The 14593-nt window shown below is 58.8% G+C and carries 14 protein-coding genes and 1 pseudogene; 1 reads left to right on the forward strand and 14 read right to left on the reverse strand.

The window, feature by feature from the left end:
* Positions 1-37 precede the first annotated feature (37 nt).
* The 4 genes and pseudogenes from pyk to C1725_RS10935 form a co-directional block, all read right to left on the reverse strand.
* Positions 38-1801, reverse strand: a complete 1764-nt coding sequence (pyk, locus tag C1725_RS10925) for a pyruvate kinase (protein WP_102411637.1) — start codon at positions 1799-1801, stop codon at positions 38-40.
* A gap of 66 nt (positions 1802-1867) precedes the next feature.
* Positions 1868-2659, reverse strand: a complete 792-nt coding sequence (locus C1725_RS19375; protein ID WP_346026887.1) for an ABC transporter ATP-binding protein — start codon at positions 2657-2659, stop codon at positions 1868-1870.
* A 171-nt stretch (positions 2660-2830) separates the two neighbouring features.
* Positions 2831-3685, reverse strand: a pseudogene (locus C1725_RS19380) (ABC transporter permease); the annotation flags it as partial.
* An 86-nt stretch (positions 3686-3771) separates the two neighbouring features.
* Positions 3772-4749: an ABC transporter substrate binding protein gene (locus tag C1725_RS10935; RefSeq protein WP_102411639.1), complete on the reverse strand. Its 978-nt coding sequence runs from the start codon at positions 4747-4749 to the stop codon at positions 3772-3774.
* 255 nt (positions 4750-5004) lie between these two features.
* On the opposite strand from C1725_RS10935, the gene C1725_RS10940 reads away from it, so the two are divergent.
* Positions 5005-5571 (forward strand): TetR/AcrR family transcriptional regulator, encoded by a 567-nt coding sequence (locus C1725_RS10940; protein ID WP_346026585.1) that lies wholly within the window; start codon positions 5005-5007, stop codon positions 5569-5571.
* 93 nt (positions 5572-5664) lie between these two features.
* On the opposite strand, the gene mscL is transcribed toward C1725_RS10940, so the two are convergent.
* From mscL to spoIVB, 10 genes are all read right to left on the reverse strand, one after another.
* Positions 5665-6111, reverse strand: coding sequence for a large conductance mechanosensitive channel protein MscL (gene mscL / locus C1725_RS10945; protein WP_102411641.1), 447 nt, complete (start codon positions 6109-6111; stop codon positions 5665-5667).
* Between the two features lie 28 nt (positions 6112-6139).
* A complete protein-coding gene (locus C1725_RS10950) occupies positions 6140-6592 on the reverse strand; it encodes a DUF4279 domain-containing protein (RefSeq protein ID WP_102411642.1) in 453 nt (150 codons plus the stop codon).
* 56 nt (positions 6593-6648) lie between these two features.
* Entirely contained in the window at positions 6649-7200 is a 552-nt protein-coding gene (gene scpB, locus C1725_RS10955) for an SMC-Scp complex subunit ScpB (protein ID WP_346026586.1), read from the reverse strand.
* The gene (locus C1725_RS10960; protein WP_102411644.1) at positions 7187-7930 is read right to left on the reverse strand and encodes a segregation/condensation protein A; all 744 of its coding nucleotides are present in this window, start codon (positions 7928-7930) and stop codon (positions 7187-7189) included. The genes scpB and C1725_RS10960 overlap by 14 nt, the downstream gene beginning before the upstream one ends.
* A gap of 7 nt (positions 7931-7937) precedes the next feature.
* Positions 7938-8699, reverse strand: a complete 762-nt coding sequence (locus tag C1725_RS10965) for a site-2 protease family protein (protein ID WP_102411645.1) — start codon at positions 8697-8699, stop codon at positions 7938-7940.
* 365 nt (positions 8700-9064) lie between these two features.
* Entirely contained in the window at positions 9065-10231 is a 1167-nt protein-coding gene (locus C1725_RS10970) for a serine hydrolase (protein WP_346026888.1), read from the reverse strand.
* 80 nt (positions 10232-10311) lie between these two features.
* The gene (locus C1725_RS10975; protein WP_102411647.1) at positions 10312-11127 is read right to left on the reverse strand and encodes a purine-nucleoside phosphorylase; all 816 of its coding nucleotides are present in this window, start codon (positions 11125-11127) and stop codon (positions 10312-10314) included.
* Positions 11128-11141: 14 nt separating this feature from the next.
* On the reverse strand, positions 11142-12308 hold the full coding sequence (locus tag C1725_RS10980) for a phosphopentomutase (RefSeq protein ID WP_102411648.1): 1167 nt from the start codon (positions 12306-12308) through the stop codon (positions 11142-11144).
* 55 nt (positions 12309-12363) lie between these two features.
* Positions 12364-13155: a sporulation initiation factor Spo0A C-terminal domain-containing protein gene (locus tag C1725_RS10985; protein ID WP_346026587.1), complete on the reverse strand. Its 792-nt coding sequence runs from the start codon at positions 13153-13155 to the stop codon at positions 12364-12366.
* Positions 13156-13224: 69 nt separating this feature from the next.
* The gene (spoIVB, locus tag C1725_RS10990) at positions 13225-14505 is read right to left on the reverse strand and encodes a SpoIVB peptidase (protein ID WP_346026588.1); all 1281 of its coding nucleotides are present in this window, start codon (positions 14503-14505) and stop codon (positions 13225-13227) included.
* Positions 14506-14593: the final 88 nt, after the last annotated feature.

Raw genomic sequence — 14593 nt, forward strand, 5'->3', positions numbered from 1 at the left:
TGCGATCATTTCGCGTTCCTTCTCTTTTTTCATGTCGTTATCGGTTTACCATGTCGCCGTTGTAGACATAACCGCAGTTCGGGTCAACGGATACGCTCATGCCGTCCTTGAGCTTGTGCGTCGCCGTCATCGAACCGTCCAGGATGACCGGAATGTCCAGCGCACAGCCCACGATGGCCGCGTGGCAGGTCAGGTCGTCGCTTTCCACGATAATCGCGGCGGCTTTGCGGATCATGGGAAGCATGTCATTGGTGGTCATGGAGGTTACCAGCACGTCGCCGGGCTGAAATCGGTTGCCTAAGTCGCTCGTCTTATGGGCGACGCAAACGCGCCCGGAAGCGCTCGTGGTGCCGACGCCCTTGCCGCGAAGCAGTACGTCGCCGACTACGTGCACCTTGATAAGGTTCGTGGTGCCGCTGACGCCGGTGGGCACGCCCGCCGTGATGATCGCGATGTCGCCGTCGGAGAGGAATCCAGCGTCGCGCACCGCGTCTACCGAGGACTGCACCATGTCGTCCGTGTTGCCCGCAGAGGGCATGTGTACCGGCTGCACGCCCCAGACGACGCCCAGCTGATGGTAGGTCTTCTCGTTGTCCGTCGTCGCAACCAGATGGCAGGAAGGCCGGTACTTCGCGACCAGCCTCGCCGTGAACCCGCCGCGCGTAGGCGTGATGATCGCCGCCGCGTTCAGATCCATCGCCATCGTGTAGCAGGCATAGCTGACCGCGTTGGTGAGCGAACGCCCCGTCTCGGAAACGTCATGAAGCTGCGCCATGCGCTTGAAGCTGAAACGCTCCTCGACGTAATTGGCGATGCGGCGCATCGCGTTCAGCGCTTCCAGCGGGTATTTTCCGGATGCCGTCTCGCCGGAGAGCATGATCGCATCGGTGCCATCCATGATGGAATTGGCTACGTCGTTCGCTTCCGCGCGCGTCGGACGGGGGTTGCGCATCATGGAATCCATCATCTGGGTCGCGGTAATGACGGGCTTGCCCGCGATGTTGCACTTGCGCGTAAACGCCTTTTGCAGCACCGGTACCTCTTCCATGTCCACCTCGACGCCCAGGTCGCCGCGCGCGATCATGATGCCGTCGGAAACCTTCAGGATCTCGTCAAAATTGTCCACGCCCAGGCGGTTCTCGATCTTGGAGAAGATCTGGATGTTCTCGCCCCCGTTATCTTCCAGCAGCTTGCGGATAAACATGACGTCGGAAGCGTGGCTGATGAACGAAGCCGCGATCAGGTCGATGCCGTTTTCAATGCCGAAGAGAATGTCCTCACGGTCCTTCTGACTGATCGCTGGAATTTCCAGATCGACGCCCGGAACGGAGACGCCCTTCTTGCTGCCCAGCACGCCGCCTTCGACGACGCGGCACACGATATCCGTGCCCCCCTCGACGCGGATGACCTCCAGACCGATCAGGCCGTCGTCGATGAGGATGCGCGTTCCGGCTTTCACGTGGGTGCAAAGCGCCGGGTAGGTCACGGAGACGGACTTTTGATCGCCCTCTACCTCACGCGAGGTGAGCACGAACGTCTCCCCGTCCACGAGCGTCACCTTGCCGTCCTTCAGCACGCCCGTGCGCACTTCAGGCCCTTTGGTGTCGAGCATGATCGCAAGAGGAATGTTCTTCTCCCTGCGCAGGCGCTTGATGTTCTCGATGCGGGGTCGTTGTTCGTCGTAGCTGCCGTGCGACATGTTCAGCCGCGCGACGTTCATGCCCGCGTCCATGAGGCTGGAAAGCATCTGTACGTCCTCGCTGGCCGGGCCTACAGTGCAGACGATCTTGGTTTTTCTCATAAGAAATGGTTTCCTCCTTCTTTGATTGGAATGCCCCGCGCCAAAGGCGCGGGGTACGGCTTGGCTTTATGATAGCAGCATCCGATCGTTGTTCAGCGCGTCGCCGCTGGCGCGTTCGAACATCACGAGCAGGTCCTCCACGTGCAAACGCTCTTTGGTCCTGCTGTCAATGTCCAAAATGACCTTGCCTTCGTGCATCATGATCGTTCTGTTGCCGTATTGCAGAGCATCCTTCATATTATGCGTGACCATCATGGCGGTCAGGCCGTATTTTTGAACGATGCGCTGGGTCAAGGTGAGGACGTTCTTGGCCGTCTTGGGGTCAAGCGCTGCCGTGTGCTCGTCGAGCAGCAGAAGCTGCGGCTTGTTGAGCGAGGCCATCAGAAGTGTCAGCGCCTGTCGCTGGCCGCCGGAAAGCAGGCCGACGCGCGACTTGAGCCTGTTTTCCAGCCCCAGGTCGAGCGATCTCAGCGCTTCGCGATACTGCGCGCGCTCTCCGCTGCGTATGGCCGGCGCCAGCGTGCGGCGTTTGCCACGGCGCAGCGCGATGGACAGGTTCTCTTCGATCGTCATGTTCGCGGCGGTGCCCATCATGGGATCCTGGAACACGCGGCCGATGAGCGCGGCGCGTTTGTACTCAGGCGTCCTGGTAACTGCGTTTTCACCGATGGCGATATGCCCGCCGTCTACCGTGTAAACGCCTGCTACGGAGTTGAGCAGCGTCGATTTACCGGCGCCGTTGCCGCCGATAATGGTGACAAAATCACCCGGATCGAGCTGTAAATCGACGCCCGCCAGCGCGATCTTCTGGTTGATCGTGCCCGCGTTGAACGTCTTGGAAATGCCGCTGATGGACAGCGAAGAGGACGTCCCGCCCTGCTCCGCCTCCTCCACCGGCTGCGTAAGCGTATTATCGTGCTTCTCCGTCTGCGCCTCCTCCGCCTTCACGCTTTGCGAAGCCGCTTCCTTCTTCTTGCCGAAGATGGGGGCCAGCTTTTCCGAGATGACGGGCAGCGCCAGCGCGATCGCGATGATGATCGCGGAGAGCAGCTTAAAGTCCTCCGGCGGCCAGTTGAGGATCAGCACCACAGACTGAATAATGCGGTAGACGATGGAGCCGAGGATGACCGCGATCAGCTTACCGAGCAGAGACTTCTGACGGAAGAGCACCTCGCCGATGATGACCGCCGCAAGGCCGAATACGATGCCTCCCGCGCCCATATCCAGGGTTGCGACGCAGTTGTTCTGCGCGATGAGCGCGCCAGACAGCCCCACCAAACCGTTGGACAGCATCAGGCACAGAAGCTTCATCGCATCCGTATTGACGCCCAACGCGCGCGACATGCGCTCGTTATCGCCGGTGGAGCGCATCGTAATGCCGACCTCCGTATTTAAAAACCACCAAAGCAGCGCGATGACGACCGCCACGATAATGCCGCCGTACAGCAGAATGACCATCTTGTCGGAAAGCCCGAAAGACGGCACCTCGTTGAACAGCGTCAGGCTCGTGCGCTTGCCCGCGACGAACGTGTTGAGGGAGATGTTCGCCTTGGTCATCACGTGCAAATTGACCGAATATAAACCGATCTGCGTCAGAATACTGGCCAGTAGACCGGGAATTTTCAATTTTGTGTGCATGAGGCCCGTGCAGGCGCCCGCAAGCATACCCACACAGAACGAAAAAAGCGTCGCGATAAAGGGATTCATTCCAAGCGTCGCAAGACGCGCCAGCACGGCGCCGCCCAGCGCAAAGCTGCCGTCGACCGTAAGATCCGCAAAATCAAGAATTCTGTACGTGAGATATACGCCCAGCGTCATGACGCCCCACAGGAAGCCCAGCGAAACGGCGCTCGGCATCGCCTGCCACAGTCTGGCTAAAAACATGTGCAATCTCCTGTCTTTCAAAACCCGCCAAAGGCGATGGCAAAACGCCACCGCCTTTGCAGGTGTCTTTGGAAACGAAGAGGCGCTTATTCGGCCTTGACGATGTTCACCGCCGCGTCGACCAGCTCCTGCGGGAAGACGATGCCCACCTCGTCCGCCGTCACCTGATTGAGGTAAACGTCCGCGTCTCCGAGGCCTTCAATCGGCATTTCGGCGGGGTTAGCGCCATCCTTCAGAATCCGCACCGCCATCATACCCGTCTGATAGCCGAGCTTCGTGTAGTTCAGGCCGATGGTCGCGAGTCCGCCCTCGTTGCACATGTTTTCCTCGCCGACGATGACAGGCAGCTTCGCGGGATTCGCGACGGAGGCGATGACCGCCATAGCCGACGCGCAGATGTTGTCCGTGGGGATGTAAAGCGCGTCCACCTGGCCGACCAGGGATTCCACCGCCTGCTGCACCTCGCCCACCGCGCTGATGGTCTTGGTGACGACACCGAGGCTGTAGCGGGCAGCTTCCTGTTCCGCCATCTTGGCCTGGATTTCGGAGTTTACCTCGCTGGAGGTGTACAGCACACCGATCGTCTTCGCGTCCGGCACGAGCTGCATCAGCAGGTCGATCTGCTTGTCCACCGGGTTCATGTCGCTCGTGCCCGTCAGGTTCGCGCCGGGCGCTTCGTTGGAAGCGACCAGCCCGGCCGATACGTAATCGGTTACGGCCGTACCGAGGATCGGCTTGTCGCTCACAGCGGTAAGCAGCGCCTGCACGGCGGGCGTCGCGACGCCCAGCAGTACGTCATAATCTCCCGACGCAAACTGCTCCGCCATGAGCTGCAGCGTCGCGTTGTCGCCGGAAGCGTTCTTGTAATCGATGGTAACGTCCTCATAGCCGTTTTCCTTCAGGGCCTGCTTAAACCCTTCTGTCGCGCTGTCCAGCGCCGCATGCTCCACATACTGTAAAATACCGATCTTCACGGAGCCTTCTTCGTCGGCGAGCGCGGCCGTCGTGCCCAGCACGAGCATTAGAGAGAGCAGCAAACCAAGGATGCGTCTGGCGTTTTTCATGGGGAATCCTCCTTATTCTACTTGCGGCGGATGACCGCCGCCCTACTAGCGGTAGTGTAGCGCATACAGGGGGGTCATGTCAAGCGCAGATTCGTTTGCCTGAAACCTTTCTGTAATTTGAAGCGCCTGTTTTGACGGTTCGGCACAGAAAACGAATGATTAGGCGGCTAACGCTTGATGCTGAGAACCGATCGCAGTATGATACAACCACCAAGAACGATCCCCACAAGGAACCAAGGAAGGATGAGCGATTCCATGCGTACCGTCAAAAAGCCGGAAGAAAGAAAAGCGGAAATGGTCGAGGCCGCGGCCAAGCTGTTCACGATGCAGGGTTTTGTGAAGACCTCTGTCGCGGAAATCGTCGCTGCGGTCGACGTGGCCAAAGGTCTCTTCTATTATTATTTTACCACCAAGGACGATATGGTCAAAGCCGTCGCAGAGGGATGGGCTTCTCACTGCGAGGACGTGATCTGCCGCATTGCCGACGCTCCGCTGACCGGGCATGAAAAGCTTACGGCCGTGCTCGACAGCGAAATTTGGGGCCGCCTGAAGGAAACGCCCTTCTTCGCGGACCTGTGCTTGCCCCAGCATGCTGCGCTCTACGAGGACGCCGTCACCCGTATCACTGACCATGTCGTCCCCTCCCTTTGCCGGATTGTATCGCAGGCCGCGCAGGAGGGCGAAGCGGACGTAGAATACGTCGAATGCAGCGCGCGCGTCATGCTTTACGGCCTCGCTCATCTCGCTCAGCGCGGTGAACTGACCCGTCCCGTCAGCGCCTCGCTGATCTCGCATACGCTTTCTTTGAAAACAGCCCTGTAAAGGGATAACATAGATTTCCCCCGTATCGCATATGAAAGATGAAAGCGATCCTTCCACCCGCTGAAAGGATCGCTTTCATCTTTCTTTTGAATCTCATTCGTTTAATGCGGAGGTACAGTGCGGGCACCGCGTGGCATCCTTATGGATTTCCGCCTTGCAGTACGGACAAAGGCGCGGTTCTTCCTTGGGCGGTTCGGCCTTTGCGGGCATGACCTTGGCGATGAGCTTAATCATCAGGAAGATACACAGCGCAATCAGCAGAAAATCGATGACGTTTTGCAGGAAAACGCCGTAATTGAGCGTTCCGACGCCCGCATCCGCCGCGGCCTGCGCAGAGGCGTAGGCACCGCCGTCCAACGCGTAGAATGCACCGCTGATGTCGATGCCGCCGGTGAGCATACCGATCAACGGCATGAAGATATCCGCAACCAATGAAGAGACGATCTTTCCGAACGCACCGCCGATGATGACGCCGACCGCCATATCCACGACGTTGCCGCGCATCGCAAATGCCTTAAAATCATTAAAAAATTTCTTCATTTGAATCTTCCCCTCTCCTCATGCCGCTTTATTCCGTCTCGCTTACGGTTTGAAAGGGCATCTTTCCCCATGAAAGGACGGATACCTCGAGCGGCACGCCCGTCTTGGCCAGGCGCGCCAGGGTATCCGGCATCAGCCGGTAAAAGATGCGCGCGTAGTCGGACTTGACGTGCATGCGCAGAATGATCGCATACCTGTCTTGCAGCGCGGACAGCTTTTCCTTGTGCTGCGCCAGCGTCTCCAATAGGTCGTTCATGGCCGTGTCTACGTCGTTGCTCTCCGTAAGCTCGATCTCGTGATACCATTCGTCGTGCTCCGCGACGATTTGGGGCAGGCGGTTGATGACCTCACCCTTGTGGCGCACGTCCGTGCTTTTGAGCCCCAATGCGTCGGAAATCGCCTCAAAGTCGATTCCATCGCCGCTGATGAGCAGGACGAGCTGGCTTTGGGGCTTGCTGAGCGGGTTTTGCCTTTGCGTCATGTGCTTTTCCTCCCTTTTCGTTTTCAACCGCAAGAGCGGCCGTCGTCCTTCCTTGCCTATTCTTCCGCTGCTCCCGCGTTGACCGCGGCTTCAACCGCGCTGAAGTCCACCCGGGGCAGTTCATCAAGCGAGGATATGCAGAAATGCCGGAGAAATTCGTCCGTCGTGCCGTAGAGGATGGGACGGCCGAGCGTCTCCTTGCGTCCCACCTCGCAGATCAGGCGTTTGTTCACCAGCGACTGCACAGAGTAATCGCACTTGACGCCTCGAATCGCCTCGATTTCACCGCGCGTCACCGGCTGCTTGTACGCGATGACCGCCAGCGTTTCCATGACGGCCTGCGAAAGCGTCTGCTTTTGAATGGGCTGCAGGAGCCGCTCGACGTAAGGCGCATAGTCCGGCCGCGTGCCGAGCTGCACGTGGTCTCCGAAGCGCAGCAGGCGAATACCTCGTTTCTCGCGTTCAAAGTCGTTCTCGAGCTCGTCCAGCGCCGCCGTAAGTTCCATCGAGGTTACCTCCAGCGCCTTTTCCAGCTCTGCCTGCTCCACGGGTTCTCCGGAGACGAAGAGAATCGCCTCGATCACCTTGCTCAGTTCAACTTGCTCCACTGGGGATCTCCCTCCTGCCCGGCAACAGCAATATGTCGTCAAATACGTGCGCCTGCTCGATGTGCAGTCTGCCAAGGCGTAAAAGCTCTAAAAGCGCCATGAAAAGCGTAATGACCTCGTCCCTGCAGGGGCTGTCGCTGAAAAGCTCCGTAAAATACGCGGGCCCCTTCTTTATGCGCTGGGCTATGCGCACGACGCACTCCTCGATGGAATAGCTGTCCCGCTCGATCGAACGTACCGATGGGCCGGGCGCGTTTTTAAGCTCAATACGGGCCAGTATGCGCTCGATCGCCGCAACCAGCCCCTCCATCGTCAGCCCGTCCAGCTGATAGGTCGGCGGCGGCAGCGGATATTCCTCCGGCAGCTTTGAAAAGACAGACTGCGCCGCTTTTTCAAAGTCCTTCATCTGCCCGGCGCTCTCCTTGTAAAGCTTGTACTCGGTCAGACGGCGAATGAGCGCCTGCTCCGGCGTCTCCTCCCCCTCTTCTTCCGGCTCCGGCGGGCGCGGCAGCAGCGCGCGGGATTTGATCTCAAGCAGCGTCGCCGCCATCGCAAGAAATTCGCTTGCCGTATCCATGTCTAAAGAGGCGACGTCGCCCATCGCCGCCAAATACTGTTCCGTGATCTCCGAAATGAAGATGTCGCAAATGTCGATCTGCGCGCGCGAAATCAGGTGCAGCAGAAGGTCGAGCGGGCCCTCAAACTGTTTAAGCTGTATGATATAGGCCATGCAATCCTCACATAAAGAAGCGTAAGATGAAATTTTGAATGCCGGTCGCGGCAAAATTGAGGGCGATGGAGAGCCAATTCGTCATAAAGGAAACCGCCAGCACGACGCCGATACCGATCTGAGCCTGCCGCTGCGTAATTTGCCAGCGTCCTCTGAGCACCAGATCGTTCAGCACGTGATAGCCGTCCAGCGGCGGCACGGGCACCAGATTAAACAACGCGATATACAGGTTGATGTGGGCGATCTGCATGAGCATGCGCAGGACGGGAAGCGCGCCGGGATGCAGCATGGAATCCGCAAAAAAAGCGCTGTTCCCCATCATAATATTCGCCGCTATACCGCTATTGATGCCCAGGAGGCTTTTCAACGAGTAGATTCGCAGCATCTCCGGTGTCCAGGCATAATAGGTGACGCCCACGAGCGCCAGCGTGCATCCAAGAAAAATCAACAGGTTAACCGAAATACCCGCAATGGAGACCTTCAGGTCGTCCCAGCGTCCATTCCGGAAGTTATGGGGATTGACGGGCACCGGTTTCGCCCATCCGAAACCCAGAAAGAAAAGCATGATCGTTCCCACCGGGTCCAGGTGACGCAGCGGGTTGAGTGTCATGCGGTGCATCAGTTTAGCGGTCGGGTCGCCGCAAAGGTAAGCGACGAACGCGTGCCCCCACTCGTGACAGCAAAGCGCAATCAGAACCGCGGGCACGCGATAGAGTGAAAAATCAAGAAATTGCATCGGATTGTCGCGAAGCATTTTTAATAAATCCATCAAACGCCTCCAGCAGCTTTTTCGTTCGATTTATTATACCGCATTCGCGCAGATCGCGCAACCGAAGGAGGAAGCGTCGCTTGAATCTCGGCCTTTACAGAACGAAAAAGGCGCCTTTCGGCAGCCTCTGGCCATCGACTTTGTCGATGGCCTCGTGCAAAATGAATCTTCATTTTGCACGAATGTCACGGGTCATGTTTTCCTCCGCAAATGCTGCGCATTTGACTGCGGAAAACGCCCCGCCCGACCGGCAAAGCCGGTCGATACGATGACACATGAAGGGGAAGCTTCCCCTTCATGCATCCCCTTACAAGACGATACTTTGTTGATGGTCCGAGGCGCCTTTCGGCAGCCTCTTCGTTTTTCTAATTTACGCGCCAGTTTTCCAAGATGCGCAGCAGCGCCTCCAGCATGCCCGGCATGCCGATAGATTCCGCCGCCACGGCAGGCGCGGTTGCGACGACCCGTTCGCCCTTGCGCACCGTGATTTCGCCAATCGCCTCGCCTTTTTGTACCGGCGCCGTGATCGTCTCAGGCAGGGCGACTTCGATGCTGAGCGCGCCTTCCTCGCCCTTCCTGAGCAGCATTGAAATCTCCTCGCCTGCCAGCACGCCTACGCTGTCCTTGAGTCCCATCTTGACGGCAACCTGCATGTCCATGTCGGCTCCCTCGCCCACCACCTTGGACATCTGGTAGTTCGCAAAGCCGTAGTCCAGCATCTTGCGGGCCTCGTCAAACCGCACCTGACCGCCCGGTGCGCCAAGGACGACGGCGATCAGCCGCAATCCCCCGCGTTTAGCCGACGCCGACACACAATACTTCGCCTCGTTGGTGGAGCCCGTCTTGTATCCGTCGCAGTTCTCGTAAAAACGAATCAGACGGTTCGTGTTTGTCAGCTCCGTCACGCGACCACCCTTATGGGCGATGGTGTCCATCCAGATCGTGCTGTACTTATAGTAGAGCGGGAAGCGGTCCAGCTGGCGCGAGAGCGTGGCGACGTCCCGCGCGGTGGTGTGCTGCCCCTCGGCCGGAAGGCCCGTGCAGTTGACGTAATTCGTGTTTTCCAGGCCCAGCTCCTTGGCGCGCGCGTTCATGCGCTGCACGAAGACCTCCTGTGCGCCCGCGATGTGCTCCGCGAGCGCCACGGCGGCGTCATTTGCGCTGGCTACGATGGTCGACTTGAGCAGCTCGCCCAGCGCATAGGGTTGGTTCGCATCCAGCAGCGCCTGGCTGCCGCCCATTCCCGCGGCGTTTTGGCTGACCATCACTTGGTCGTCCAGCGACACGGCCTTTTGCTCGATCGCCTCCAACGTGAGCAAAATCGTCATGATCTTGGTCACGCTCGCGACCGGGCGCTGTTCGTCCGCGTTTTTTTCAAAGATCACTTGGCCCGTGGAGGCCTCGATCAGGATAGCGGACGGACAGCTCAGTTCGACAGGTACATTTTCTTCCAGCGGCGCATCCTGCGCCATCGCAGTTCCGGATAAAAGGGGAACCAGCGCGCACAGCATCAGCGCGGCAAACCGCTTCATGCCCTTCACAATCTAAAACCTCCCGCAGCGTTTGGAAATAGCATCCCCGCTGCGGAAGGCTTTCTATTCATAAGGAATATCTACAGCGCGCTGACGATTTCATCCAGCAGCGCGCGGAACGTGCCCTTCACGCGCTCGCCCGTCTCCATCACCTCGGCGTGCGACAGCGGTTTCCCCAAAATACCCGCCGCCATGTTCGTAATACAGGAGATGCCCAGCACGCGCATGCCGCTGTGACGTGCGACGATCACCTCCGGTACGGTGGACATTCCGACAGCATCCGCCCCCAAGGTACGCAGCATGCGAATTTCCGCGGGCGTCTCATAGCAGGGGCCCGGCATCTGAGCGTACACGCCCTCACGCGCCGTGAAACCGAGCCGCGCCGCCTTGTCCTTTGCTAAACGGCGCAGTTCCGGGTCAAAGGCGTAACTCATGTCCGGAAAGCGCGGGCCAAACGCGTCTAGATTTTGACCAAACAGCGGATTTGCGCCCGTCATGTTGATGAAGTCCGAAAGGATCATCAGATCGCCGGGCCGGAACGACGTGTTTACACCGCCCGCCGCATTGGTGACGATCAGCGTTTCCACGCCCAGGCTCTTCATCACGCGAACGGGAAGCGTCACCTCTTTAAGCGAGTATCCCTCGTAGTAATGAAAACGTCCGCGCATCATGCATACGCGCCTGCCATGCAGCTTTCCCGCATACCACAGGCCCGCGTGCCCCGATACGGTAGACACTGGGAATCCGGGCAGTTCCCGATAGGCGATCGTCTTCGCCTCTTCCAACGCCTGCGCGTAGTCGCCAAGGCCGGAGCCTAAGATAATACCGATTTTCGCCTCACCGCAGGCCGCTCTTACAGCGGCGGCGGCGGCCTCGATCTTTTGCAATTCTTCCATACCTTCGCGCTCCTTTATCTGGTTTCTTCGAGGAATGATGTCCCCGTAAAGGGATTGTCGAGGTCGAAAAAGTCGAGGATCGTCGCGCTGATGTCCGCATAGGTCGCGCGCGTGCCCAGGTCGACTCCCTTGCCGATGCCCTTTTGATAGCACAGCATCGGCGTGTGCTCGCGCGTATGGTCGGTGCCCGGATGCGTCGGATCGCAGCCGTGATCCGCCGTAATGATGAGCATGTCGCCCGCGTTCATGCGCGCATAGATTTCGGGCAACTTCCGATCAAACGCTTCCAGCGCATCGGAATACCCCTGAACATCGTTACGATGTCCGTAGAGCATATCGTAATCTACCAGATTGGTGAACAGCAGGCCGCTGTAATCCTCCTCCATCGAGCGGAGCGTCGCCTCGATGCACGCGGGGTTGCCGCTCGCGTGGTTCGATCCAGTCAAGCCGCGATGGCAGAAGATATCCTCGATCTTGCCGACGCCAAACACGGTGAGCCCAGCCGAGGAGAGCGCGTCGAGCAGATTGCGGGGCGGCGGCATAGAAAAATCGCGGCGGCGCCCTGTGCGTACGAACGCCCCTGGCGTTCCGATGAAGGGCCGCGCGATCACGCGCCCGACGCCAAGTTCGCCCTGAAGCATTTCACGGGCAAGCTCGCAGTACCGGTAGAGCTCGTCGACCGGCACGATCTCCTCGTGCGCGGCGATCTGAAAGACGCTGTCCGCAGAGGTGTAGACGATCAGCTTGCCCGTCTTCATGTGTTCCTCTCCCAATTGATCCAGAATCGCCGTTCCGGACGAAGGGTAATTGCCGATCGTGCCGCGCCCTGTACGCGCTTCGAATGCCTCGATGAACGCCGCAGGGAAACCCTCCGGAAAGGTCGGGAAGGGCTGATCGAGCTTTACGCCGGCGATTTCCCAATGGCCGGTCGTCGTGTCCTTGCCTGCGGAGACCTCGCGCATGCGGGCATAGGCGGCAATCGGCGCGGGTTGTGTCTCGCCAAACCCGGCGCCCTCGATGTTGCAAAGCCCCAGCTTCATCAGGTACGGAATGCGCGTATGGCAGGCATTCACCACGTGGCGCAGCGTGTGCGCCCCTGCGTCGCCGTAGTCCGCGGCATCCGGCAGAGCGCCGATACCGACGCTGTCCAGAACAATCAGGATTACTTTTTTACGGTTCATATAGCTTCCCCTCCGGCCTGCGCGCTGTGCGCGGCCCTTACTGCTCGTTTCAGAATCAACCCATCGTACTTTGCGCATCCGCGCATCCTGCATTTTGGCTTTGCAGCCGTACGCGCTCCGCTAGCATGGCGATCAGCTCGCTGTTCGTCGGTTTGCCGCGCTGCGGATCCATCGTGTTGCCGAACACTGCGTACAGAAGCTGTGGGCTCGCATGATTGACGGTGCTCTCGATGGCATGCCGAATTGCGCGCTCCACGAGCGTAGGCGTGGTTCCATACTTATGAGCGACCCATCGATAGACGCAGCCGTTCAAATTCTTGGAAAGCTCCAGGTTGACCGAGGCGATAGCGGAGGATGTGGCCAGATACGCAAAACCCAGCAGCGCACTGTTCATGCCGATCTGCATGAGCAGCTTCGAGGCCAATTCCGTCCGTTCACTGATGCGCATAAAAGCAATTTTGCTCAAAGGCTGCCGTTCGACGGTCTTCTTGAAGTTTGAAATTTCGCGCGCGCATTCCTGTTTCGCCCAAAGCGCGTCCGCCCCCTGTTCGAGCAGGGCTTCTGTCCGCTCCATCAAAGCGGGGGCCGTCATAGCCGCTATAAAGGGCAGCTTTTCGATCGTGCCATCCTTCAGACGCTGCAAAAACGCGGCACAGTCGAGACCCGGAAGAAACGCATCCATGATGACCGCGTCCGGCAGCCACGCGCCCGTCATCTTCAACGCGCTAAGCCCGCTTGGCGTTGCGCCGATCAGATCCCACTCCGGGTCGCGCAGGATTTCCGATTGCAAAAATGCGGAAAGGTTCTGATCGTTCAAAGCGACCAGAACCCGAAAAGGAGCCTGCATGTTTTCTCCCCCCATCTTGCTTCTTGCAAGACGGGTATTCGCCACAGCATGCGCAAAGTCCTTCCTCTTTTACGCAGCGGTCGCCTGTTTTGATTGCTCCAGCATCCACTCGATGTACATGCCGTATCCCTGGGTCGGGTCGTTCACGTACACGTGCGTGACCGCACCGATGATGTATCCGTCCTGCAGGATTGGGCTTCCGCTCATCCCCTGTACGATGCCGCCCGTCGTTTCAAGCAGTTCCGGATCCGTTACGCGCAAAATCATTCCCTTCTGCGAAGCGCTTCCCTGTGAAACGCAGCGGGTGATCTCCACCTCGTATTCCTTGATCGTATCACCGTCTACCGTAGAGAGGATGCTCGCCTTTCCTTCGTGAACGTTGCTTCTGGAACCGACCGGGAGTCCATTCGGATAGAGCAGGTTTACGACCGCTTCGTCGCTCTTGCCGTAGATACCGAACTGATTGTTGAGCAGAATATTTCCGAACGTCTCTCCTTCCTTCAGGAAGGAACCCTTCAGCTCGCCCGGCTCGCCGCGCTGACCCTTCAGAACGTCCACGATGTGTGCATGCATGACGTTCCCCTCGCGGACAGTCAGGAATTCCCCGGTGTCCACGTCCGTGATAGCATGTCCGAGCGCGCCGAAGTACCCGCTGTCCGGGTCGTAAAACGACAGCGTACCCACGCCTGCCGTGCTGTCCCGCACCCAGACTCCGAGCCGGTATTTCCCGTCGATCGCGTCCACCACCGGCGATACGTTCAGGTGCACCTGTTTGCCCGTACGCTTCACGACCACCTCGACGGTCGCGTTTCCCAGCTTGTTCACGACCTCCGCCAGGTGCTCCGCGCTTTGAATTTCCTGCCCGCCGATAGAGCAGATGAGGTCTCCGGGCTTCAGCCCCGCCTTTTTCGCGGGATTCGACGCGCCGCCGGAGAGGTCGGAGGTTCCCACGACTAAAACGCCGCTCGTGTGCAGCGCCACGCCGATCGCCTGTCCGCCGGGGACGAGGATCTTTTGATCCTGCACCTGTACGTCGACGTTTTTAAACGGCCAGCTTCCAAACAGCGAAAGCTGCACCTGCGCCTGACCGGCGTTTACGGCCGCGAGCTCCACGTCGGTTCTCGCCACGTCCGACAGCGTCTCGTCGCCGGAGGAAATCACGGCTGCGTCCTGCTGGTTCATGCGCACCTTTAAGGGAAGCCCCCATGCTAGGCGCACCTCCTGTCCTTCCCGAAGCACGAGCGCGTCTGGAAGGCTCGTCAACTGCTGCACCGGCGTCGAATAGTTAACGGCGACAACGAGCAGACTGAGTACGACTCCGATGATTTTTTTAAGACGTTTTTGATTCATAAAAAAACAACCCTTTCCCAAAGCCATTCCATCGCTTTATCACGCCTACGATGCGCAAAAAAACGATGAAATATGCCGGTAAAGGGTT

It is taken from the genome of Beduinella massiliensis, from assembly GCF_900199405.1.
GTDB classification, from domain to species: domain Bacteria; phylum Bacillota; class Clostridia; order Christensenellales; family Aristaeellaceae; genus Beduinella; species Beduinella massiliensis.

Excerpts from the sequence above, each read along its gene's own strand:
- pyk (WP_102411637.1), bottom strand. The coding sequence starts at position 1,801 with ATGAGAAAAACCAAGATCGTCTGCACTGTAGGCCCGGCCAGCGAGGAC.
- C1725_RS10935 (WP_102411639.1), bottom strand. The coding sequence starts at position 4,749 with ATGAAAAACGCCAGACGCATCCTTGGTTTGCTGCTCTCTCTAATGCTC.
- C1725_RS10940 (WP_346026585.1), top strand. The coding sequence starts at position 5,005 with ATGCGTACCGTCAAAAAGCCGGAAGAAAGAAAAGCGGAAATGGTCGAG.
- mscL (WP_102411641.1), bottom strand. The coding sequence starts at position 6,111 with ATGAAGAAATTTTTTAATGATTTTAAGGCATTTGCGATGCGCGGCAAC.
- C1725_RS10950 (WP_102411642.1), bottom strand. The coding sequence starts at position 6,592 with ATGACGCAAAGGCAAAACCCGCTCAGCAAGCCCCAAAGCCAGCTCGTC.
- C1725_RS10960 (WP_102411644.1), bottom strand. The coding sequence starts at position 7,930 with ATGGCCTATATCATACAGCTTAAACAGTTTGAGGGCCCGCTCGACCTT.
- C1725_RS10965 (WP_102411645.1), bottom strand. The coding sequence starts at position 8,699 with ATGGATTTATTAAAAATGCTTCGCGACAATCCGATGCAATTTCTTGAT.
- C1725_RS10970 (WP_346026888.1), bottom strand. The coding sequence starts at position 10,231 with ATGAAGCGGTTTGCCGCGCTGATGCTGTGCGCGCTGGTTCCCCTTTTA.
- C1725_RS10975 (WP_102411647.1), bottom strand. The coding sequence starts at position 11,127 with ATGGAAGAATTGCAAAAGATCGAGGCCGCCGCCGCCGCTGTAAGAGCG.
- C1725_RS10980 (WP_102411648.1), bottom strand. The coding sequence starts at position 12,308 with ATGAACCGTAAAAAAGTAATCCTGATTGTTCTGGACAGCGTCGGTATC.
- C1725_RS10985 (WP_346026587.1), bottom strand. The coding sequence starts at position 13,155 with ATGCAGGCTCCTTTTCGGGTTCTGGTCGCTTTGAACGATCAGAACCTT.
- spoIVB (WP_346026588.1), bottom strand. The coding sequence starts at position 14,505 with ATGAATCAAAAACGTCTTAAAAAAATCATCGGAGTCGTACTCAGTCTG.